Source organism: Yoonia sp., assembly GCF_965660735.1.
Classification (GTDB): Bacteria; Pseudomonadota; Alphaproteobacteria; order Rhodobacterales; family Rhodobacteraceae; genus Yoonia.
Map to the genome: position 1 here is coordinate 1 of NZ_CBFIBD010000005.1, position 21,788 is coordinate 21,788.

Sequence of the window (21,788 nt, forward strand, 5' to 3'; positions counted from 1 at the left end):
TTCAGCGCATCGAAATTATACCAGTCGGATTCGATCTGCGGGCCTTCGGCGACGGCAAAACCCATGTCGGCGAAAATCGCGGTCACTTCCTCGGTCACCTGGGAAATCGGGTGGATCGTGCCCCGACGGCGCGCGCGTGCAGGCAATGTCACGTCCAGCCATTCGGTGCGCAGGCGGGCATCAAGTGCGACATCGGCAAGGGCTGCCTTTTTCGCGGAAAGGGCGCTGTTGATCTCATCCTTGAGCGCATTCAGCGCGGGGCCGGCCACCTGCCGCTCTTCGGGCGACATCTTGCCGAGTTCGCGCATTTGCAGGCTGATCTCGCCTTTCTTGCCGACGGCCTGCACGCGCAGGTCTTCGATCGCGGCTTCATCAGCGGCCTTGCCGATCAGATCAAGGTATTTGGCTTTGAGATCGTCCATGGGGTGCCTCTTGCAACTATCCCGGCGGTGCTAGCGAAAGCGGCGTGCGGTTGCAAGGTTCACGCAACACCAAGGCAAAAGGCCGCCCCGAAACGAGCGGCCTTTGCTGAATTACAGTTGCCTTGGCTTACGCCATTGCAGCCTTCGCCTTGCCGACGATTGTCGCGAATGCCTCGGGTTCGTTCACGGCCAGATCGGCCAGAACCTTGCGGTCCACTTCGATGCCAGCCAGCGTCAGACCGTTGATGAACTTGGAATAGTTCAGTGTTTCATCAATCGAGCGCACACCTGCGTTGATCCGCTGAATCCACAGCGCGCGGAAATTGCGCTTGCGGTTGTGACGGTCGCGGGTTGCATATTGGTTGGCCTTGTCGACAGCCTGCGCCGCGACCTTGAAGGTCTTGGAGCGGCGATCATAATAACCTTTGGCAGCGTCGAGAACTTTCTTGTGACGACGGTGCGTGACGGTTCCACCTTTAACGCGCATATCAAATTCTCCTTATCAGCGTGCGTAGGGCATCATCGGCTTGATGATCTGTTCATCAGCCTTCGACAGGGTTGTCGTACCACGCGCATTCCGCAGGAATTTGTTGGAACGTTTGATCATGCCGTGGCGCTTTCCGGCCTGACCAGCCAGAATGCGGCCCGTGGCCGTCACCTTGAACCGCTTTTTGCAGCTCGATTTCGTTTTCATCTTCGGCATTTCCGTCTCCTCTTGGGTTCGGTCGTATCGCGCGACTCGGCATGCCATATTGGCCGGACGCGCGGGCTAAGGCGTGCCGTATAGGCCGCATCACGGACTGTTGCAAGACGCTTAATTTATATACCGGGCCACGACGCTGACGAAAACCTCGTCCAGCTGTTCCAGCACATAAGGCTCCGGACGCATCTGTGCGGCATATGTGATCATCACACCGCTGATCAGGATGAAAACCGCAGCCATGCGCGGCACCCGCCGGTCGGCAAAGGCACTGACCAGCGCGGGTATGGAAAAGGCACCGATCACGGCGCCTACCACAAAAATCAGGTCAATATCCATCTGCCGATCCGTTTGTAACCCAATGACAGGTTACTCTGGATCAGCGTTAAAGATCAAACGTTCCGCGCAAGGGGCGACACGCAGGATATTCGTTGACCCCGGTGTATTGAAAGGCACGCCAGCGGTGACGACGATCATGTCGTTTTCCGTTGCCAGTTCTTGCGCAAGGGCCGCACGCACCGCCGCGATCACCGCATCCTTAAAGCGGTCCACATGCCCGGTAACCACGCAATTCGTCCCCCATGACAAGCACAGCCGCCGGGCCGTCCCCATGGAATTTGTCAGCGCGATAATCGGCACATGCGGCCGTTCACGCGCCACCAAAAGAGCGGTCGTTCCTGACTGCGAGAAGCAGCAGATCGCCTTGACGTCCGTCGTCTCAGCGATTTCGCGTGCGGCAGACACGATGCCATCCGCAACAGTCTTGCCCTCGGATTTGCGCGATGCGGCGATGATATCCAGATAGGTCGGGTCGGCCTCGACCTCGCCTGCGACATTGTTCATCGTGGTCACAGCCTCGATCGGATAGGAACCCGCGGCCGATTCCGCCGACAGCATGATCGCATCGGCCCCCTCGTAGATCGCGGTCGCCACGTCAGAAACTTCGGCGCGGGTCGGCATCGGGCTGTCGATCATCGATTCAAGCATCTGCGTCGCCACGATGACCGGCTTGGCCGCCGCGCGCGATTTGCGGATCAGCTGTTTCTGGATCGGCGGCACGTTCTGCACCGGAAGTTCGACCCCCAGATCACCACGGGCCACCATGATGCCGTCGCTGGCTTCCAGAATCGCATCGAAATTCTTGACCGCTGCGGGCTTTTCGATCTTGGAAAGGATCGCAGCACGCCCCTTGGCCAGCACGCGCGCCTCTTCCACATCGGCGGGACGCTGGACAAATGACAGCGCCAGCCAGTCAACGCCCAATTCGCAGACAAATTCGAGATCCTTGCGGTCCTTGTCCGACAGTGCGGCCAGCGGCAGTACGACATCAGGCACGTTCACGCCCTTGCGGTTGGAAATCGTGCCACCCACGATGACCTCGCAATTGGCAAAACTGGCGCCGCAATCCTTGACCCGCAGCTTGATCTTGCCGTCGTTGACCAGCAGATGCGCACCGGGTTCCAGCGCATCGAAAATTTCCTTGTGCGGCAGCCTTACCCGCGTCACATCGCCTTCTGCGTCATCCAGATCCAGCCGGAACGCAGCCCCTTCGACCAGTTCTTCTTCGCCATTGGCGAAAACGCCGACACGCAGCTTTGGCCCCTGAAGGTCGGCCAGAATTGCGATTGGACTGTCCAGATCCTTTTCCAACTGCCGGATAATGTCGTGCCGCGCCTTGATCTCGGCATGATCACCATGGGACATGTTCAGGCGGAACACATCGGCGCCTGCCTCATGCAAGGCGCGGATCATTTCATAATCATTGGAGGCAGGGCCAAGGGTGGCGACAATTTTCACATTGCGATGGCGTCTCATATCTTTCGTCCTTCGTGCGTCAGGCGTTCTGTTAGCGTTAACAGGCTGCGTTGCGCCCTTATTGCGCAATTCCATTCCCGCCACAACTAGCCTAAACGCAGTGACAAAGGAATGACACCAAGACATGACAGACACACCGTTCGAAATTGAAGGCGCGGATCGTGCAGGCCGATGGCTGATCGGTTGCGATCACGCATCAAACCACGTGCCACATTGGGTGCAGGGGGGCGATCTGGGCCTGCCGCCGGCCGATATGGAACGCCACATCGCCTATGATATCGGGGCCGCTGGTGTGACCCGTGCACTTGCGCGCGCACTCGACAGTCCTGCCATCCTGTCGCGATTTTCGCGGATGGTGGTCGACCCCAACCGCGGCGAGGACGACCCGACGCTGCTGATGCGGCTATATGACGGCACAATCATCCCCGGCAACCGCCACGCCAATGCCGCCGAAAAGGAAGAGCGGCTGCAACGGCTCTACCGGCCTTATCATGCGGCCTATGCCGATCTGGCGCGACAGCGCACCAACCCGGTGATCTGCGCTGTCCACAGCTTTACCCCACGCCTGCGCGGGCGGCATCCGCGCCCATGGGAGGTCGGCGTTCTTTATGCTCATGACGACCGGCTGGCAAAGCCGCTGATGGCGGCGCTACGGGCGCACGGCTGGTGCGTCGGCGACAACGAACCCTATGCAGGGCATCTGCCCGGCGATGCGGTTGACCGGCACGCGTTGCAACACGGGCGGCCCAACGTGCTGCTTGAACTCCGGCAAGATCTGATCGCCGATCATGCGGGCCAGACCCTTTGGGCGGCGCGCCTTGCCCCTATATTAACAGATGTATTAGCCCAGTCGGGCCTGTAAAAGGAAACACGCCATGGACGACCAGACCCGTATCGAGCTTGAAGCTGCTGCCTTTCGCCGCTTGCGCCAGCACCTGCAAGAGGACCGGACCGATGTGCAGAACATCGACATGATGAACCTGACCGGGTTCTGCCGCAACTGCCTGTCGCGCTGGTATCAAGAGGCCGCGAACGAACGCGGCATCGCCATGACCAAGGACGAAGGCCGCGAGGCGTTTTACGGAATGCCCTATGCCGAATGGCGCGACACATACCAGACAGAGGCCAGCCCGCAGGCGCAGGACGCGTTCAAGAAATCACACGGTTAGGATTTGCCACCTGACATAAAACACCCAAAGAAGGGTTCGAGCCCTTCTTGCAGATTTTCTGCAAAGCGGCCAAAGTCAGCTAAGTTGAAAAAGGGGACCTTCGGATAGTTCTTTGTATTTGTGGGTTTCAAGCTACTGACGCACGCAACGTAGGCTGAACCAATCAAGCAGAGCGATCTATGCAAAATAAGTTTACAATCGAAACCGTTTCGACGGGTTCTACAAAGCTGGAGCAAAAGCTTGCTGACTGCGAACAATTGCATCTTCAGTTGCGGCCTGAAATTGAATTGCCTTACGTCCAACATATCAAAGGAATTTTAAACGAGGGTGCACGGTTTGCAATTGGAGCGAACCCGCATGGGATTTGTTGCCTTGCCCTATACCGTGTATTCAAGACAACACTCGGTGGCACGAGGCTTTATATCGATGATCTCGTAACCGACGAAAGGCAGCGTGGTCAGTCATATGGTGAGTGTTTGCTCAATTGGATCGAAGACGAAGCGCGGTCCGAAGGCTGCAAGATGGCAACGCTAGAGTCCGGTGTACAACGTGCCGACGCGCACCGTTTTTACTTTCGGACGGGCTACGCTGTCACGGCGTTCAGTTTTGAGAAAAAAATCTAATTTAAATGGAAAGGCTATATAGCTGGTCGAAATTCAACTCGCTAAAGGCTTAGGGAATTAGTTCGACGGTAGTTCTCTATACCCCTTAAATATAAGCAGAATGCCAACCCCTAACAGGCCAAAGCCGCTGATCTTTTCGATGCTGAATCCATCAGACATCGTTTTTTTATAGGTATACATTGCTAGCATCGAATAGCCGAAGATAAACGCCGCATCTAAGGCCACGAATACCACTCCGTAGATCAAGGACTGCATGGCGACACTGTGGCTAGGCGAGATAAAGCCGGGGAAAAGTGCCACGAAGAATACGATGGCCTTGGGATTTGTTACACAAGCAAAAAATCCTGCAAAAAAGGTTACTCGTGGCATTGAGACGCTTTGCGACAGGTTCGATTTTACTGGCGATGTGCTGCGAAGCGAATGCCACGCAAGAAATAAAATAAACATGCCGCCTGCAATTTGCAGAAACGGTAAGATGACTTCAGACATTGCGATAAGTGTCTGAAGGCTTGCAACAGCGACCAGGATGTGGACGACCGATCCAAGAGCATCGCCCGCGACGGTCACTACTGCAGCACGAGGGCCAAACCTAACTGCTTGTGACGATGCAAGCGCGACTGAAGGACCGGGAGTGACGACAATCAGTAAGGCTGCTGTCAGAAAGCTAAAAAAAAGCAGTGCGTCCATTTCCGTACCTATCATGCTGATCCAGCGCGGATACTAGTCCAATGAAGTGAGTGTTGCGAGTAGGATAATTTCGAACCCTAACGCTTGGCAAAGCGGACTCTTGTGAAGCCGCAATAATGCACGCTTCGTCTCGCTTAGCTGACCTTCGCCACGAATGGCGTCTGGAGCACAGGAATCTTTTTCAGTCGGCCGAATACCAGAGTTCAAATCGCCGCCTTGCGGCTTTCCTCCAGATAGATTTCGCGCAACCGCGCCGCGACAGGCCCCGGTGCGCCGGTGCCAACCGCCTGACCGTCAACCTCGACCACCGGCATCACGAATGTGCTGGCAGAGGTTATAAAGGCTTCGTCAGCGTCCTGGGCCTCGGAGATGGTAAAGCTGCGTTCCTCGACCTTCATCTGCGCCTCGCGGGCGAACCGCAGCACGGCAGCGCGGGTGATCCCATGCAGGATCTCATTGCCCAGATGGCGGGTGATGATCGTGTCGCCCTTGACGATATAGGCATTGTTCGATGTGCCTTCGGTGACATGGCCATCCTCGACCATCCAGGCATCATCGACACCGGCAGCCTTGGCCATCATCTTGCCCATCGACGGATACAACAGCTGCACCGTCTTGATATCGCGCCGCCCCCAGCGTTGATCGGCGATGGAAATCACCTTGATGCCTGTCTTGGCGGCAGGGCTGTCAGCCAGACCCGGCTTGTCCTGGGTAAACAAGACGACAGTCGGCGCGGTTGTCTCTGGATCAGGAAACGCAAAATCACGGTCGCCCGGCGCGCCACGGGTGATTTGCAGATAAATCATCCCCTGGTCTATCCCGTTCAGGCGGACCAGTTCGCGGTGAATATCCAACAGGTCGGGCAGTTCCACGGGGTGCGGCATGTCCAATTCGTTCAACGACCGCTCCAGGCGCTTTGCATGACCGTCAAAATCGATCAGCTTGCCATCCAGAACTGACGTCACCTCATAGACCCCGTCGGCCATCAGGAACCCCCGGTCAAAGATCGAAATACGGGCTTCGTTTTCCGGCAGGTAATCGCCGTTGACATAAACAGTGCGCATGGTCATCCCCATAGATCGGCGGCGGGCGGGTGCACGCCACGCTCGTCAAAGTGTAGTGGTGTATCCCGGTCTTCGGCCAATAACAGCGGCCCGTCAAGGTCCGTAAATGCCACGCCCTGAGCAAGCAAGGTTGCAGGTGCCATGGCCAGCGATGACCCCAACATGCAGCCGACCATTACGCCAAAGCCCGCAGAAATGGCGTCCGCCTTTAACGCCAGTGCCTCGGTCAGGCCGCCTGCCTTGTCCAGCTTGATATTCACCATGTCATACTTGCCCGCCAACTCTGGCAGGCTCGTGCGATCATGACAGCTTTCATCAGCGCAAACAGGCAGTGGGCGGGCGATTTCGGCCAGCATGTCGTCTGCACCCGCGGGCAAAGGTTGCTCGACCATCCGCACGCCAAGCCGAACAAGATGGGGGGCCAGCTCCGCATAGACTTCTGCAGTCCAGCCCTCGTTCGCGTCCACGATGATGGGTGCGTCGGGTGCACCACGGCGGACGGCCTCAAGACGGGCCATATCGTCGGGCGTGCCCAGTTTGATTTTCAACAAGGGACGGTGGGCATGCCTTGCCGCCTGTGCCTGCATCGCAGCGGCAGTGTCCAGCGACAGGGTATAGGCCGTCGCCTGTGGCCCCGGCACAGGCAGGCCCAGCAGGTCCCAGACCCGCACACCTGCGCATTTGGCTGCCATATCCCAGAATGCGCAGTCCACGGCATTGCGCGCAGCGCCCGCAGGCAGTAGCCCCTGTAGACCTTCGCGCGTCAGATCAGCTGGCAGTCCCTTGATCTGTCGCATCACGCTGTCCAGCGTTTCACCATAGCGGGCATACGGCACGCATTCCCCGCGCCCTGTAACATCGCCATCGCGCAGGGTTACGGTCAGCACATCCGCCCGGCTCCGCGATCCACGGCTGATGGTGAACACTTCGGCCAGCGTGAATACATCATGCGCCACCTCAATCTTTATCATATCGCTTCTTCCGAGCATAAATATCCCCGCCGGAGGCACGAAATCTCTGGCACTCCGGCCCCGAAAGCGCGTCAACCGCATCCACCAACCGACCCGCCCCCCGACGGCACCGATCAGCCGCAGGCAGGCTTGCCCGCTTCCTGACCCCGGCCATATACGCCAGCGTGTCAGCCTCTGGCAAATGCCACGTGGAAATTGTCCTCGTTTACACACAAAAAACCCGGGCGCGAACGCCCGGGCAGTTTGAAAAGTCTGACAGAAAGGTGTCAGCCTTTTACGAAATCGGGATAGGCTTCCATCCCCAGCTCGGCCATGTCCAGACCGTTGATTTCAGCCTCTTCAGTGACGCGGATACCCAGCGTTGCCTTCAGGATGAACCACACGACAAGTGATACCACGAAGGTAAAGACACCGTAGGCCACGATCCCCGTTACCTGTGTCACAAGGCTTGTCTCGCTGTTGTAGAACACAACTGCAAGTGTGCCCCAGATACCGGCCAGCAAGTGGACGGGGATAGCGCCGACCACATCGTCGATTTTGAGCTTGTCAAGCATCGGCACAGCGAACACCACGATCACACCGCCAACGGCACCGATCCACAGCGCGCCGAACAGCGAAGGGGCCAGAGGCTCGGCCGTGATAGATACCAGACCGGCCAACGCGCCGTTCAGAACCATCGTCAGATCAACCTTCTTATACATGATCTGGGTCAGGATCAGGGCTGCAACAGCACCGGCAGAGGCTGCCATGTTCGTGTTGGCGAAAATCCGGCCGACGTCGGTGATATCACCCACTGTGCCAGCGGCAAGCTGCGAACCACCGTTGAAGCCAAACCAGCCCAGCCACAGAATAAACGTTCCCAGCGTGGCAAGTGCCAAGTTGGAACCGGGCATCGGGTTGACGCGACCATCTTTGTATTTTCCCAAACGCGGGCCCAGCACGATCGCACCGGCCAAAGCGGCCCAGCCACCTACAGAGTGCACGATCGTGGAACCGGCGAAGTCGGAAAAGCCCATTTCGGACAGCCAACCGCCACCCCACTGCCAAGACCCGGAAATCGGATACATGAAGCCGGTCAGAACAACCACAAAGGCCAGGAACGGCCACAGCTTGATCCGTTCGGCCAACGCGCCGGACACGATAGAGGCGGTCGCGGCAACGAACATCAACTGGAAGAAAAAGTCAGATGCCACAGAGGCATAATCAAGCGCCGCATCGGACGCGGTCAGGCCGACAGGCTCCAGCACGGTGACGTTGAAGAAGCCCCCGATATAGCCGTTGAAATCCCCCGGATACATCAGGTTGAACCCGACCAGCCAATACATGATGCCTGCAATGGAAAACAGCGCGATGTTCTTGGTCAACTGCATCGCCACATTCTTGGAGCGGACAAGGCCGGCCTCCAGCATGGCGAAACCTGCCGCCATCCAGAACACCAGAAAACCGCCAACAAGAAACAGCAGTGTGGTCATGATATAGGGACCGATTTCGTCAAACGTCGGAGCGGGCGCATCCTGCGCCAACGCGAATGTCGGCAGCAGGGCAAGGCCTGCACCAACGGTAAGTAGCTTAGAGTATTTCATGGATTTCATCCTCGTTCCGCCGCGATCAAAGCGCGTCATCATTGGTTTCGCCTGTGCGCACCCGCAGCGCGCTTTCCACGTCCAGCACGAAAATCTTGCCGTCGCCGATTTTCTCTGTCTTGGCCGTTGTCGCGATTGTAGAGACAACCTGGTCGGCCATGCTGTCCTGCACGACGATCTCAAGTTTCACTTTGGGCACGAAGTTCACGGCGTATTCCGCCCCACGGTAGATTTCGGTATGGCCGGACTGCGATCCGAAGCCTTTGATTTCTGACACCATCATGCCGCGCACGCCGACGGTGGTCAGCGCCTCGCGGACCTCCTCGAGCTTGAACGGTTTGATTGTTGCAATGATGAGTTTCACGGTCTTCCCCTTGCAGATGATCCCGCATCGCCAAATCGGTCGGCGGTGCTTGCAAGCAGACACAAAGCGCGTGCAGCCATATGCAGCAAGGTTACGAAGCCTGCCCTGCCCCCTCAAAACACGGCTGATTGCACAATTTTTGCACAAATAATATTAAATGCACATTTTTTGTGCTGAATTAGAAGAGTTGGCCGCCCAGATCGCAATGGTATTTGGCCTTGGGCGGTACTTGCTGAGTCTGGCCGATCCTGCTGGCAGCAGATTGCATTGCCCGCTATGCTGCGGCCAAACTGACAAGAACAAGCAGTCGAGCGGAACATGAGTGGAAATGGCAAAAGGCGCCCCCCCTTGGTCGCCGAGCGGCGCTATCAGGCCAAACCCGGCGGAAAGACGCCCGCCAAGAAAAAGGCGCCCGCCAAACCGCGGGCCAGCCGCCGCACCCACGCGCAGAAAAAGAAACGTGGGCTGATAGGCTGGCTACTGGCGCCGTTTGTCTGGGCGTTGCGACTGGTCTGGTCCATTGGCTGGCGCATAGGTGCGGTGACATCAATCATTGTCGCCATCGCTGTCTATTATTTTGCGGCACAAATGCCCCCCGTGACGACGCTGGTCGATGCCCGCACGCGCGGGTCTGTCACGCTGCTTGATTATCGCGGTGACGTGTTTGCGTGGCGCGGGGACCAGTTTGGCGGGATGGTCAAAGCAGACACCGTGTCACCGCACCTGCATAACGCCGTTATCGCAACCGAAGACAGACGGTTCTATCGCCATCTGGGCCTGTCACCGCGCGGCATTGCGTCCGCGGTGCGGATCAACCTGCAAGCAGGGCGCGGCCCGCTGTCGGGCAACGGCGGGTCAACGATCACGCAACAGACAGCGAAACTGCTGTGCCTTGGCGTGCCCTATGACCCTGCCACATGGGACAGCGAAGCCGACTACGAGGCCGACTGCCGCCGTTCATCGCTGTGGCGCAAGGCCAAAGAGGCCATCTTTGCACTCGCGATGGAGGCCAAATATACCAAGAAAGAGATCCTCACGATCTACCTGAACCGTGCCTATCTGGGGGCCGGCAGCCGCGGGTTCGAGGCAGCCGCGCAGCGCTATTTCGGGATTTCCGCCGCACAGGTGAACCCCGCGCAGGCCGCCATGCTGGCCGGCTTGCTGAAAGCCCCGTCAACCTATGCACCCACGGCAAACATCGAACGCGCCCGCGATCGGGCATCAGTCGTGATCGGATTGATGGAGGATCAAGACTATATTACCGCTGCACAGGCCCGCGACGCCCGTGAAAACCCTGCCACACTGTCACAGGCCGCGGCCGCACGCGCGGGCGGGTTCTTTGCCGATTGGGTGATGGAAAGCGGGCCGGAATTCTTTACCAAGGACACCACCGAAGACGTCATCATCCGCACGACACTGGATCAGGACATTCAGAAAGCGGCTGAAAACGCGCTGATTTCCGTGTTTGAAAACGATGTTCGCGAAGGATCAGAGGCGCAGGCCGCTATCGTGGTGATGTCTGCCGATGGGGCCGTGCGTGCCATGGTGGGCGGGCGCAACATCCGCGCCACGGGCGCGTTCAACCGGGCCACACAGGCGCTGCGGCAGACTGGATCATCATTCAAACCCTTTATCTATGCCGCCGCTCTCGAATCAGGGTTCGGCCCCAATGATCTTGTCGATGACAGCCCTGTCTGCTGGCAAGTCAGGGGTGCGGCCGACTGGTGTCCAAAAAACTATGACCGGGAATTCAAGGGCGTCATCACCCTGAAACAGGCCCTCGCCGAAAGCCGCAACGTTCCTGCCGTGGTCCTGTCCGAGGAAGTGGGCCGCGAGGCGGTGCGCACCGTGGCCACCCAGTTCGGGATAGAAAGCGATCTGGCTGCTGGCCCGGCGCTGGCGCTTGGCGTTTCGGAAAGCACGCTGCTGGAAATGACAGGGGCCTATGCCGGCATCCTGAACGGCGGGTCATCCGTGACGCCCTACGGATTGATCGAACTGCGCATTCAGGGCGACGATCGGCCGCTGATGGATGCGTCAGGTGCCGGGATCGGCGAACGCGTGATACGGCAGGACGCCGCGCGGCAACTGACATGGATGATGTCGCGTGTGGTTGCCGAAGGCACCGGACGGCGCGCGCAGATCGACGGGTGGGAGATCGCGGGTAAATCCGGCACGACGCAAGCATCACGCGATGCGTGGTTTATCGCCTTCACCGGGGATTACGTCACCGGTGTATGGATGGGCTATGACGACAACACGCCGCTGACCGGTGTCACGGGCGGCAGCCTGCCCGCAGACATCTGGCGCGCGACAATGGAACCGATTCTTGCCAAACGGGAACCAACACCCCTGCCCATGCGCGCACCGGGCCAATCCACCGGCAACGGGGTGCTAGCGGGCACGGGCGGACAGCTTATTGATCGGGAAATTCTGGATGTGCTGGATATTATCCTGCGCGACCAACTGAATTAATATTCGCCTTCCTTGCAGCGGTCATACCGAAAGGCGTAGCCATCCCAGATCATGTAGATCCCGGTCTTGGCGGCGTCGTTCATCAGAACGGCACGTTCGGTCCACGTCTCATCGTCGCCTGAACACTGCATCGTATATATTGTAGCATCCATGTCGTTGATATCGACAGGACTGGTCATCTGGCACTGCACCGCAACCCCGAAAAAGGTGTTGTCGGCAATCCGAAGCGATCCGCCATCCACACCGACCAAGGCACATTCGGCATTCGCTGTTTGCTTGTAGACCCCGTCATACGGGCCGGCAAAGACCAGAGCCGGAAAAGCCGCAGCGACACAGGCTGCAATATTTGCGCGAAGTGGATTCATTGCCTGACCTGTTTGGGCCAGAATTCTTCGCAAATCAATGGCCTGCACCACCCGCCTTGGCGCGGATGAGCAATAGACATTCGCGGTCATGTAGTTTTCTATAGAAATCGGCGCAGAAGTTCAGGGCAGTCAACACCAATGGCGGATCCAACAACAAGGGCCGGTCTGGCCGAACTCACAGCAGCACGCCGCGAGAGTCGCGCGCTTTACTGGCTGGTTGGCCTTTTCAGCTTTTTCGTCAACCTTCTGATGTTGACCGGTCCTCTTTATATGCTCAACATCTATGACCGCGTGCTAAGCTCGCGGTCGTTCGAAACGCTGATTGCCCTGTCGGTGTTGGTGGCCTTCCTTTATGGCATGATGGGTATCCTTGATTTCGTCCGGGGACGCGTCATGGCCCGGGTCGGCGCTCGGTTTCAGGCACGGCTTGACCGGCGGGTGTTCGCTGCGGTGTTGCATGCAACCACGCTGAACCGCGCCCCGCGCGAAGCCGCGACAGGGCTGCGCGATCTGGAAGCCGTGCAACGGCTGATTACCTCGCCTGCCCTGATGGCGCTATTTGATCTGCCATGGGCGCCTTTGTTCTTTTTCGGCATATTCATCTTTCACCCCTTGATGGGGCTTCTTGCCGTTGTTGGTGGCGCGATCCTGATCGGGGTCGCAATCCTGAACCAGTTCACCAGCCGCAAACCGTTAGAGACAGCCAATGCGGCCAGCTTTGCGTCAGAGCAAATGGGGGCGCAAATCCGTGGCGAAAGCGAGATGGTTCATTCGCTGGGGATGCGCAGCGCAGCGTTTGATCGATGGCAGGTCGCACGGGGGCAGTCGCTGGATGCCACGATCGGGGCGGCGGACGTTGCCGGCGGTTATACCGCGGTCACGCGTGCGTTCCGGCTATTTCTGCAATCCGCCATGCTGGGCCTTGGGGCGTATCTGGTGCTGATCGGGGAATTGTCGCCCGGCGCGATGATTGCAGGGTCCATCCTGCTGGGGCGCGCATTGGCGCCGATCGAAATGATCGTCGGCCAATGGGCTGTTTTCCAAAAGGGGCGCGAAGGCTGGCGGCGGTTGGCTGTCCTGTTGGGCACCATCCCCGAAGACGTCGCACGCACGCAGCTTCCCAAACCACACGCGCGCCTTGTCGCCGATCAGGTGACGGTTGTCCCCCCCGGCGAAAAGCAAGCGGCGTTGCGCATGATCAGCTTTGACGTCAAGCCGGGGCAGGCGGTCGGTGTCATTGGCACCTCGGGCGCAGGTAAATCCACACTGGCGCGGGTGTTGACCGGCGTCTGGCAGCCGGCGGGCGGCAAAATCCGGCTGGATGGGGCCGCACTTGACCAATATGATCCAGATGTGCTGGGCCAGCATATCGGCTATCTGCCGCAGCGGGTGCAGTTGTTTGACGGCACCATCAAGGAAAACATCGCCCGCATGGCGATGCAGCCGGACGACGCGCTGGTCGTGCAGGCCGCGCAAAAGGCCGCAGCACATGACATGATCCTTAAACTGCCCGATGGCTATGACACCCGCGTCAGCGCCCATGGCGGGCGGCTGTCAGGCGGGCAGATTCAGCGCATCGGGCTGGCCCGCGCGATGTATGGCGACCCGGTTGTGCTGGTGCTGGATGAACCGAATTCGAACCTGGATAATGACGGGTCCATCGCGCTGAACAACGCGATCAAGACGTTCAAGGCCGATGGCAAGATTGTTTTGATCATGGCCCACCGGCCCGCCGCCATTCAGGAATGTGACCTGTTGCTGGTCCTCGACAACGGCGCCCGCCGGGCCTTTGGCCCCAAGGACGACGTCTTGCGCGACATGATCAAGAACCATGACGAAATTACCCGCAGCAGCGGCAAGGGCGGGGGTGTGTCATGAACAACGCGCGCTGGTCCACCCGCCGTCACAACATGATCGGCCTGTTGACCCTGCTGGTGCTGGTGGGCGGGTTTGGCACCTGGGCCGTGATGGCCCAGATCACCGGTGCCGTGATCGCGACCGGCCAGATCGAGGTGGAACGCAACCGGCAGGTCGTCCAACACCCAGATGGCGGTGTCGTCGCGGAAATTCTGGTAGATGAAGGCGATGCAGTCGCGGTCGGCGATATGCTGATCCGTCTCGACCCCAGTGACCTTGCATCGGAACTGGCTATCGTCGAAGGGCAGTTGTTTGAAATCCTTGCCCGGCGTGGACGGCTGGAGGCGGAACGCGACGATCTTGACGCCCCTGTCTTTGACCCCGTGCTGATCACCGCCGATACCGACGAAAGCCGCGACCTGATCGCAGGCCAGACCCGCCTGTTCGACGCGCGCCGCGAATCAAGTAGCCGCGCGGTGGAGCAACTGACCCAGCAGCGTGCCCAGATCGCCAGCCAGCTGGACGGGATCACGGCCCAGCAACAGGCGCTCACGACGCAACGCGCGCTGATCGCGCGGGAACTGGCCGATCAGCAAAGCCTGCTGGACCGCGGTCTGGCACAGGCCAGCCGCGTGCTGGCTCTGCAACGCGAAGAGGCGAACCTGCTGGGCCGCGTCGGCGAACTGACGGCCCAATCCGCCCAGGCCGCCGAGCGCATGACCGAAATCGAGATCCAGATCCTTGGCCTGTCATCAACCCGCCGCGAAGAGGCGATCACCCGCCTGCGCGATCTGCAATACAATGAACTAGAACTGGCCGAACGTCGTCGGGTGCTGACCCGCCAACTGGATCGGCTGGACATCCGCGCACCCGTTTCGGGCATCGTTTACGGGCTACAGGTGTTTGCGCCGCAATCGGTGATCCGGCCGGCCGACCCGGTGCTGTTCGTAATCCCGCAGGACCGGCCGCTGGTCATTGCCACGCAGGTTCAAATTACCGATATCGACCAGATTTTTGTCGGTCAGGAAGTCATCTTGCGGTTTTCCGCATTCGACCAGCGGCGCACGCCGGAACTGAAAGGGCACGTCACGCTTGTCTCGGCGGATGCGTTCCGCGATGAATCCTCGCGGCTGTCCTATTATCGCGCCGAGGTGGAGCTGAACGAGGGCGAGATCGAAAAACTCCCCCCTGACATGACCCTTATCCCCGGCATGCCTGTCGAGGCTTTCGTGCGCACCGCCGACCGCAGCCCGCTGGATTATCTGATCAAGCCGCTGGCCGATTATTTCACGCGGGCATTCCGCGAAGGCTGATTGCACCTTGCGTTCGGGGGCGCTAGCGTCCGCGAAAATCAAAGGAGAACGCGATGAGCACGATTGAAACCAACCTTGCCGAACTCGGTGTAACCCTGCCCGATGCGCCGGCCCCTGCCGCCAACTATGTGCCTTATGTCGTGGTCGGCGATCTGGTCCATGTGTCGGGTCAGATCGCAGCGAATGCCGATGGCATGATCAAGGGCAAACTGGGTGCTGACATGGATGCCGAAGCCGGTGCAGAGGCGGCAAAGGCCTGTGCCATCAGCCTTTTGGCACAATTGAAAGCGGCTTGCGGCGGTGACATCGACCGGCTGGTGCGGGTTGTGAAACTGGTGGGTTTCGTCAATTCGACCCCTGATTTCACGGACCAGCCCAAGGTCATCAACGGCGCATCCGACTTCATGGTCGCAGCACTTGGCGACAAGGGCCGCCATGCCCGTTCCGCCGTCAGCGCAGCAAGCCTGCCGTTTGGTGTCGCCGTTGAAATCGAAGCGATTTTCCAGATCGCATGACCCTGCCCGCGTCCTTTTTCGCACGACCCATCACCCACCGCGCCCTGCATGACCGCAGGGCGGGGCGTGTGGAAAACAGCGCTGCGTCGATCAAGGCCGCGATCGATGCAGGTTACGCGATCGAGATGGACGTGCAACTGACCGCCGATGGCCATGCGATGGTGTTTCACGACGAGCTGCTGGATCGGCTGACCGGCGAAACCGGACCCGTGCGCGCGCGGACCCGTGCGGAACTGGAACAGATCGCGCTAAATGATGATCCCGGCACAATCCCGGCACTGGATACGGTGCTGGCGCTTGTCGCGGGGCGTGTGCCGCTGCTGATCGAGGTCAAGGATCAGGACGGCGCGATGGGGCCGGACGTCGGCCCACTGGAACGGGCGACCGCCACCGCACTGCAAAGATACAAAGGCGACGTTGCTGTCATGTCCTTCAATCCACATTCCGTCGCAGTCATGGCCGAACTGACACCCGACATCCCGCGCGGGCTGACCACGTCAAGTTATGAGGCCCCGTTCTGGCCAGAGCTTTCGGATCAGGTCCGCGACAGGCTGCGCGATATTCCCGACTATGATCGTGTTAGTGCCAGCTTCATCAGCCACGAAGCGACCGATCTGGACCGCCCCCGCGTGGCAGAACTGAAACGTCAGGGTGCGTCCATCCTGTGCTGGACGATCCGGTCGGCCAAGGCCGAGGCGGACGCCCGCCGAATCGTGGATAATGTGACATTCGAAGGCTATCCGGCTTGACGGTTGCCACCCGCCCCCCAAGTTGATCCCTATGGATGACACGCCCATCGAAATAACCGCCCATCCCGGCCTTTCCGGGATCGACCCCGCAGGTTGGGATGCCTGCGCCTGTCCCGAGGCGGCGGATGGGCGGCCCGTTGATCCCTTTACGACATATCGGTTCCTGAAGGCGCTGGAAGACAGCGGATCGGTCGGCACGGGCACCGGATGGCAGCCGCGTTATGTGACCGCGACAGTCGATGGGCAGATGATCGCCGCAGCCCCGCTTTACGCCAAGGGGCACAGCCAGGGCGAATACATCTTCGATCACAACTGGGCGCACGCCTATGAAAATGCGGGCGGGCGATATTACCCCAAACTACAGATCGCCGTGCCGTTCACACCCGCAACGGGCCGGCGTTTCCTGACACGTCCAGGGTATGAGGCAACGGGCATGTCAGCACTTGTGCAGGGTGCCGTCCAGATCGCCGCCGACAATGAAATATCATCGCTCCACGCCACATTCTGCACCGAAGCCGAAGCCCTGGCAGGCAAGGAAATGGGCCTGTTACACCGGGTCGGCCAGCAATTTCACTGGGTCAACGACGGCTACGCTGATTTTGACGGCTTCCTTGCGTCGCTTTCCAGCCGCAAGCGCAAAAATATCCGCAAGGAGCGCACCACTGCGCAGGGGTTCGGCGGCGATATCATCAGCTTGACAGGTAGTCAGATCCAGCCCGAACACTGGGACGCGTTCTGGCGTTTTTACCAGGACACCGGCAACCGCAAATGGGGCACACCCTATCTGACGCGGCAATTCTTTGACTGCGCGCAGGAAACTTTGCGCGACGACATGCTTCTGGTGCTGGCCATGCGCGACGGTCGCGCGGTGGCAGGGGCGCTGAATTTCATCGGGCGCGACACGCTTTACGGGCGTTACTGGGGGTGTACGGAACATCACGCCTGCCTGCATTTCGAACTCTGCTATTATCAGGCTATCGACTATGCCATCGCCCACGGCATGAAACGGGTCGAGGCCGGCGCGCAGGGTGAACACAAACTGGCACGTGGCTATCTGCCCGTCGCCACCCATTCGCTGCACTGGTTCGGCGATCCGGGGTTTCGTGATGCCGTTGCCCACTATCTGCGGGCCGAGCGCGAGGCCATCGACCACGAGATTGAGGTGCTGACCAGCTATGGCCCCTTTCGCAAAATCCATCAGGAGGAACAGCAATGACCGACCGATTGACAGACACCGAACGCAACGAACAGATCGGGCCGCTTTTGCGCAGCGGCTGGAAAATGGCCGACGGGCGCGAGGCGATCCACAAGACATACACCTTCAAGAACTTCGTAGAGGCCTTTGGCTTCATGACCCGTGCGGCAATCTGGGCAGAAAAACTGAACCATCACCCCGAATGGTCCAATGTCTATAAAACCGTGGAGGTGACCTTGACCACGCATGACGTAGATGGCCTAAGCGCCCTTGACGCCAAACTTGGCGCGAAAATGGATAAACTGGCCGGAGGTTGACGTGGAAGAGATAATGAACACCGTGATCTGGAACGGACAAACCGTTGCGGACCTGCTGACGATTGAATTTCTGGCCTCGGTGTTCGGGAATATCCTTGCAGCCATCCTGATCCTGCTTTCTGGCTTTGTCGTCGGTGGCTGGGTCAAGCGCAGGCTGGTGCAGCTGGGCGGCAAGAACAAACATCTGGATGTGACGCTGTTCAACTTCCTTGGCAATGTGGCGCGCTATGTCGTCATCGCCTTTGCGTTCCTGTTCGTGCTGAACACGTTCGGCGTGCAGACGACCAGCTTTGTCGCCGTTATCGGTGCCGCCGGTCTGGCCATCGGTCTGGCGCTGCAAGGCACGCTGTCGAACGTCGCCGCCGGTGTGATGATCGTGTTCTTTCGCCCCATCAAGCTGGGCGATTTCGTCGAGGTCAACGGACAGATGGGCACGGTCAAGGAAATCACGCTGAATTTCATCGAGTTGGCGTCGATTGCGAACGTGCAGATCATCATTCCCAATGCGCAAGTCTGGGGGAATACGATCGTCAACTATTCGGTCTATGACACCCGCCGCGCGGAATGGACATTCGGCGTGGGCTATGGCGCGAATTTGCAAAAAGCCGAACAGGTCATCCGTGATACCATCATGGCCGACCCCCGGTCCAAGACCGATCCGGAACCGTTCATCCAGGTCAACAACCTGAACGCCAGTTCTGTCGATTTTCTGGTGCGCGTCTGGTGCGACAGTGCGGTTTATTTCCAATACCAGGCCGATATGAAACGCCGCGTCAAAGAGGCGCTGGATGAGGCCGGGGTCGATATCCCGTTCCCCACCCGCACGATCGTGCACGTCGACGCCTGAACAAAACGGGCAGCACCTGCCGCCCCTTTTTTCTGCTTAACCCAGTGCTTCCAACAGGGTTTCACCGGCAGAGATTTCGCAGGCACCGCGTTCCAATTCTTCGTTCAGAATGGTGACGACACCATTTTCAACCAGCATTGAATACCGCTTGGACCGGTTCACGAAACCGGCAGCAGGTGCGCTGAACTGCATCCCGATTGCAGCGGTAAATGTGCTTTCGGCATCTGCCAGCAGCGTAATACCCACATCGGCAGCCCCGGTGGATGCGCCCCACGCCTTCATCACGAAGGGGTCGTTCACCGAAACGCAGATGATCTCATCCACGCCCTTGGCCTTGAAATCATCATAGGTGATCATGAAACTGGGCAAATGCGCCGAAGTGCAGGTATTCGTAAATGCGCCGGGCAAGCCGAAAATCACGACCTTACGGTCCTTCAACTTGTCACCCAGCGCCACACTTTGCGGCCCTTCATCGCCCGCCTGAAGCAGATTTGTGTCAGGAAGTGTTTCACCGATCTTGATTGTCATAAGTATCGCCTCTGAACTGAATTGTATCTCTCGTCACGTGACATATAGAATTGGGTTCAGCAATGGACCACCAACCAAAGGTAAAATCTTATGACACATATCGTCGTGATCGGCGCCGGACAGGCCGGTGCATCCTTGGTGGCCAAACTGCGCAGCGAAGGATTCGATGGCGACATCACCCTGATCGGCGCCGAAAAAGTCCCTCCTTACCAGCGCCCGCCCCTGTCCAAAGCCTATCTGCTGGGGGAAATGGCGCAGGAACGGCTCTATCTGCGCCCGGCTGATTTCTATGCTGCCAACAATATCACGCTGCGGCTGGACACCCGTGTTGTTGCGATTGATCCGGCAGCGAAAACTGTGACCCTGACCGGGGAAGATGTCATCGGCTACGACGAACTGGCCCTGACGACTGGTGCGCATCCACGTACCCTGCCGCGTGCGGTGGGCGGCATGTTGAACAACGTGTTCTGCGTGCGCGATCTTGCCGATGCCGATGCGATGGCCCCCGCCTTTGTGGCGGGCAAACGGGTGCTGATCATCGGCGGCGGCTATATCGGGCTGGAGGCCGCGGCAGTTGCATCGAAGCGGGGGCTGAAGGTCACGCTGATCGAAATGGCAGACCGGATCTTGCAGCGTGTCGCGGCCCCTGAGACATCGGATTATTTCCGCGATCTACACCGTAGCCACGGCGTCGACATCCGCGAAGGTGTCGGATTGGAGATGCTGTTGGGCGAGGATCAGGTGACAGGCGCACGGTTGACCCATGGCGATACCTTGCAACTGGATCTTGCCGTTGTCGGCATCGGGATCACGCCAGCAACCATCCTTGCCGAAAGCGCGGGGCTGGATGTTGATAACGGTATCACGACCGACACACTCGGCCGCACATCCGATCCGCATATCTGGGCCGCTGGTGATTGCGCGTCTTGCCTGTTTCACGGACAGCGCATCCGGCTGGAAAGCGTCGGCAACGCCATTGATCAGGCCGAGGCCGTGGCCTGTAACATGCTGGGCAAGGGCGCGCCCTATGACCCCAAACCATGGTTCTGGTCGGACCAATACGATTGCAAGCTGCAAATCGCGGGGCTGAATCTGGGCTACACAGCTGTGTATGTCCGCAAGGGCGATGCACCCGGCGTGCAATCCAACTGGTATTACAAGGGGGATACGCTGATCGCCGTGGACGCCATGAACGACCCGCGCAATTATATGATCGGCAAACGACTGATCGAGGCAGGGCGCAGCCCGACACCGGCCCGGATCACTGACCCCGCCACCGACATGAAGGCCTTGCTGAAACCATGAGGATCATCGGCGGCACCCATCGCGGCACGGCGCTGGCCGCTGTTGGTCAGGGCGATACGGGCGCGCATCTGCGGCCGACGACCGACCGGGTGCGCGAAAGCCTGTTCAACGTGCTGCAAGGCGGGCGCTTCGGTGATCCCATTACCGGCGCACGGGTGCTTGATCTTTTTGCTGGCACCGGCGCGCTGGGGCTAGAGGCGCTGTCGCGCGGGGCCGCGCATGTGACTTTTGTCGATAACGGGCGTGTGGCTTGCAAGCTGATCCGTGACAATATCGCCAAATTGCGCAGGCAGGTCGACACCACGCTGATCAGTACCGATATCGCCAGACTGCCCGCCGGCACGCCGTGCGACCTAATTTTTCTTGATCCGCCATATGGGCAAGGGTTGGGCGCAATGGCGCTCCAGGCGGCAACGCGGGGCAGCTGGGTCGCGCCAGGCGCGCTGATCGTCTGGGAAGAAAACGCCCCCCAGATCGCGCCGGCCGGTTTCACCGCGCTTGATCAGCGGCGCTATGGTGACACCTGGGTCACGTTCATCCGCCGCGAAAACGCGGATTCTTTTTGCGAATGACTTGCAACATGGACACAAAACGATCATATACCCGGCGTCGCTAGCGGTGGCGCCCCCCTCTCATGACTTACGCAAAGGATGCATGACATGCACCTCTTCAAGAATGCGGCGCTTGCTGCCGCTGTCACATTTTCCGCGACCTCGGCCATGGCACAAGAGGTTACCTTGCGGTTTCAGCACTTCGTCTCGCCCGCCAGCGCGAACCCGACCTATTTCATGCAGCCCTGGGCCGATGCAATCGAGGAACAGTCAGACGGCAGGATCAAGGTCGAGCTTTATCCCTTCATGCAGCTGGGCGGGTCAGCGTCGGATCAGTATGACCTGATCCGCGATGGCGCAATTGATGGCGGCT

Annotated in this window: 25 protein-coding genes and 1 pseudogene; 14 read left to right on the plus strand and 12 right to left on the minus strand. The window is 59.2% G+C overall.

Annotated features, from left to right (window positions below; all coding sequences use genetic code 11):
* From ACTG4B_RS03695 to pyk, 5 genes are all read right to left on the minus strand, one after another.
* A partial coding sequence (locus ACTG4B_RS03695; RefSeq protein ID WP_439154339.1) for a tRNA ligase subunit PheS family protein occupies positions 1-422 on the minus strand: 422 nt, incomplete at its 3' end.
* A gap of 127 nt (positions 423-549) precedes the next feature.
* The gene (gene rplT / locus ACTG4B_RS03700) at positions 550-909 is read right to left on the minus strand and encodes a 50S ribosomal protein L20 (RefSeq protein ID WP_439154340.1); all 360 of its coding nucleotides are present in this window, start codon (positions 907-909) and stop codon (positions 550-552) included.
* Positions 910-924: 15 nt separating this feature from the next.
* Positions 925-1,125: a 50S ribosomal protein L35 gene (gene rpmI, locus ACTG4B_RS03705; RefSeq protein WP_439154341.1), complete on the minus strand. Its 201-nt coding sequence runs from the start codon at positions 1,123-1,125 to the stop codon at positions 925-927.
* Positions 1,126-1,236: 111 nt separating this feature from the next.
* The gene (locus ACTG4B_RS03710; RefSeq protein ID WP_439154342.1) at positions 1,237-1,461 is read right to left on the minus strand and encodes a hypothetical protein; all 225 of its coding nucleotides are present in this window, start codon (positions 1,459-1,461) and stop codon (positions 1,237-1,239) included.
* A 30-nt stretch (positions 1,462-1,491) separates the two neighbouring features.
* Positions 1,492-2,937, minus strand: a complete 1,446-nt coding sequence (gene pyk, locus ACTG4B_RS03715; RefSeq protein ID WP_439154343.1) for a pyruvate kinase — start codon at positions 2,935-2,937, stop codon at positions 1,492-1,494.
* A gap of 124 nt (positions 2,938-3,061) precedes the next feature.
* On the opposite strand from pyk, the gene ACTG4B_RS03720 reads away from it, so the two are divergent.
* From ACTG4B_RS03720 to ACTG4B_RS03730, 3 genes are all read left to right on the plus strand, one after another.
* Complete coding sequence (locus ACTG4B_RS03720; protein WP_439154344.1) at positions 3,062-3,799, plus strand: N-formylglutamate amidohydrolase; 738 nt, start codon at positions 3,062-3,064, stop codon at positions 3,797-3,799.
* A gap of 13 nt (positions 3,800-3,812) precedes the next feature.
* On the plus strand, positions 3,813-4,106 hold the full coding sequence (locus ACTG4B_RS03725; protein WP_439154345.1) for a DUF1244 domain-containing protein: 294 nt from the start codon (positions 3,813-3,815) through the stop codon (positions 4,104-4,106).
* Positions 4,107-4,285: 179 nt separating this feature from the next.
* Positions 4,286-4,729: a GNAT family N-acetyltransferase gene (locus ACTG4B_RS03730; protein WP_439154346.1), complete on the plus strand. Its 444-nt coding sequence runs from the start codon at positions 4,286-4,288 to the stop codon at positions 4,727-4,729.
* 57 nt (positions 4,730-4,786) lie between these two features.
* Here the strand turns inward: ACTG4B_RS03730 and ACTG4B_RS03735 are convergent, their stop codons facing one another.
* The 5 genes from ACTG4B_RS03735 to ACTG4B_RS03755 form a co-directional block, all read right to left on the minus strand.
* Positions 4,787-5,416, minus strand: a complete 630-nt coding sequence (locus ACTG4B_RS03735) for a LysE family translocator (protein WP_439154347.1) — start codon at positions 5,414-5,416, stop codon at positions 4,787-4,789.
* Positions 5,417-5,619: 203 nt separating this feature from the next.
* Positions 5,620-6,486: a D-amino-acid transaminase gene (locus tag ACTG4B_RS03740; RefSeq protein WP_439154348.1), complete on the minus strand. Its 867-nt coding sequence runs from the start codon at positions 6,484-6,486 to the stop codon at positions 5,620-5,622.
* Positions 6,483-7,451 carry an N-acetyl-D-Glu racemase DgcA gene (dgcA, locus tag ACTG4B_RS03745; protein ID WP_439154349.1) on the minus strand — a complete coding sequence of 323 codons (969 nt, stop codon included), beginning with the start codon at positions 7,449-7,451 and terminating at the stop codon, positions 6,483-6,485. Before dgcA ends, ACTG4B_RS03740 begins: the two co-directional genes overlap by 4 nt.
* 266 nt (positions 7,452-7,717) lie before the next feature.
* Positions 7,718-9,034, minus strand: a complete 1,317-nt coding sequence (locus ACTG4B_RS03750; protein ID WP_439154350.1) for an ammonium transporter — start codon at positions 9,032-9,034, stop codon at positions 7,718-7,720.
* A 25-nt stretch (positions 9,035-9,059) separates the two neighbouring features.
* Positions 9,060-9,398 (minus strand): P-II family nitrogen regulator, encoded by a 339-nt coding sequence (locus ACTG4B_RS03755; RefSeq protein WP_306165334.1) that lies wholly within the window; start codon positions 9,396-9,398, stop codon positions 9,060-9,062.
* A gap of 318 nt (positions 9,399-9,716) precedes the next feature.
* Here ACTG4B_RS03755 and ACTG4B_RS03760 point away from each other — a divergent pair, with 318 nt between their 5' ends.
* Positions 9,717-11,873: a transglycosylase domain-containing protein gene (locus ACTG4B_RS03760; RefSeq protein ID WP_439154351.1), complete on the plus strand. Its 2,157-nt coding sequence runs from the start codon at positions 9,717-9,719 to the stop codon at positions 11,871-11,873.
* On the opposite strand, the gene ACTG4B_RS03765 is transcribed toward ACTG4B_RS03760, so the two are convergent.
* Positions 11,870-12,238 (minus strand): hypothetical protein, encoded by a 369-nt coding sequence (locus ACTG4B_RS03765; RefSeq protein WP_439154352.1) that lies wholly within the window; start codon positions 12,236-12,238, stop codon positions 11,870-11,872. The genes ACTG4B_RS03760 and ACTG4B_RS03765 overlap by 4 nt on opposite strands.
* Before the next feature lie 138 nt (positions 12,239-12,376).
* Here ACTG4B_RS03765 and ACTG4B_RS03770 point away from each other — a divergent pair, with 138 nt between their 5' ends.
* Genes ACTG4B_RS03770 through ACTG4B_RS03800 form a run of 7 tightly spaced genes read left to right on the plus strand, consistent with a single transcriptional unit; the run spans position 12,377 to position 19,031 of the window.
* The gene (locus tag ACTG4B_RS03770; RefSeq protein ID WP_439154353.1) at positions 12,377-14,116 is read left to right on the plus strand and encodes a type I secretion system permease/ATPase; all 1,740 of its coding nucleotides are present in this window, start codon (positions 12,377-12,379) and stop codon (positions 14,114-14,116) included.
* Positions 14,113-15,408: an HlyD family type I secretion periplasmic adaptor subunit gene (locus ACTG4B_RS03775; protein WP_439154354.1), complete on the plus strand. Its 1,296-nt coding sequence runs from the start codon at positions 14,113-14,115 to the stop codon at positions 15,406-15,408. The genes ACTG4B_RS03770 and ACTG4B_RS03775 overlap by 4 nt, the downstream gene beginning before the upstream one ends.
* A gap of 53 nt (positions 15,409-15,461) precedes the next feature.
* Positions 15,462-15,923, plus strand: a complete 462-nt coding sequence (locus ACTG4B_RS03780; RefSeq protein ID WP_439154355.1) for a RidA family protein — start codon at positions 15,462-15,464, stop codon at positions 15,921-15,923.
* Positions 15,920-16,672: a glycerophosphodiester phosphodiesterase family protein gene (locus ACTG4B_RS03785; protein ID WP_439154356.1), complete on the plus strand. Its 753-nt coding sequence runs from the start codon at positions 15,920-15,922 to the stop codon at positions 16,670-16,672. The genes ACTG4B_RS03780 and ACTG4B_RS03785 overlap by 4 nt, the downstream gene beginning before the upstream one ends.
* Before the next feature lie 31 nt (positions 16,673-16,703).
* Positions 16,704-17,888: a GNAT family N-acetyltransferase gene (locus ACTG4B_RS03790; protein ID WP_439154357.1), complete on the plus strand. Its 1,185-nt coding sequence runs from the start codon at positions 16,704-16,706 to the stop codon at positions 17,886-17,888.
* Positions 17,885-18,184, plus strand: a complete 300-nt coding sequence (locus tag ACTG4B_RS03795) for a 4a-hydroxytetrahydrobiopterin dehydratase (RefSeq protein WP_439154358.1) — start codon at positions 17,885-17,887, stop codon at positions 18,182-18,184. The genes ACTG4B_RS03790 and ACTG4B_RS03795 overlap by 4 nt, the downstream gene beginning before the upstream one ends.
* 13 nt (positions 18,185-18,197) lie before the next feature.
* Entirely contained in the window at positions 18,198-19,031 is an 834-nt protein-coding gene (locus ACTG4B_RS03800; RefSeq protein WP_439154359.1) for a mechanosensitive ion channel family protein, read from the plus strand.
* Between the two features lie 36 nt (positions 19,032-19,067).
* Here the strand turns inward: ACTG4B_RS03800 and ACTG4B_RS03805 are convergent, their stop codons facing one another.
* The gene (locus tag ACTG4B_RS03805; protein WP_439154360.1) at positions 19,068-19,559 is read right to left on the minus strand and encodes a peroxiredoxin; all 492 of its coding nucleotides are present in this window, start codon (positions 19,557-19,559) and stop codon (positions 19,068-19,070) included.
* Between the two features lie 90 nt (positions 19,560-19,649).
* Here ACTG4B_RS03805 and ACTG4B_RS03810 point away from each other — a divergent pair, with 90 nt between their 5' ends.
* The 3 genes and pseudogenes from ACTG4B_RS03810 to ACTG4B_RS03820 form a co-directional block, all read left to right on the plus strand.
* A complete protein-coding gene (locus ACTG4B_RS03810) occupies positions 19,650-20,864 on the plus strand; it encodes an NAD(P)/FAD-dependent oxidoreductase (RefSeq protein WP_439154361.1) in 1,215 nt (404 codons plus the stop codon).
* Complete coding sequence (gene rsmD, locus ACTG4B_RS03815) at positions 20,861-21,436, plus strand: 16S rRNA (guanine(966)-N(2))-methyltransferase RsmD (protein ID WP_439154362.1); 576 nt, start codon at positions 20,861-20,863, stop codon at positions 21,434-21,436. The genes ACTG4B_RS03810 and rsmD overlap by 4 nt, the downstream gene beginning before the upstream one ends.
* A gap of 87 nt (positions 21,437-21,523) precedes the next feature.
* Positions 21,524-21,788: pseudogene (locus tag ACTG4B_RS03820) on the plus strand (C4-dicarboxylate ABC transporter); the annotation flags it as partial.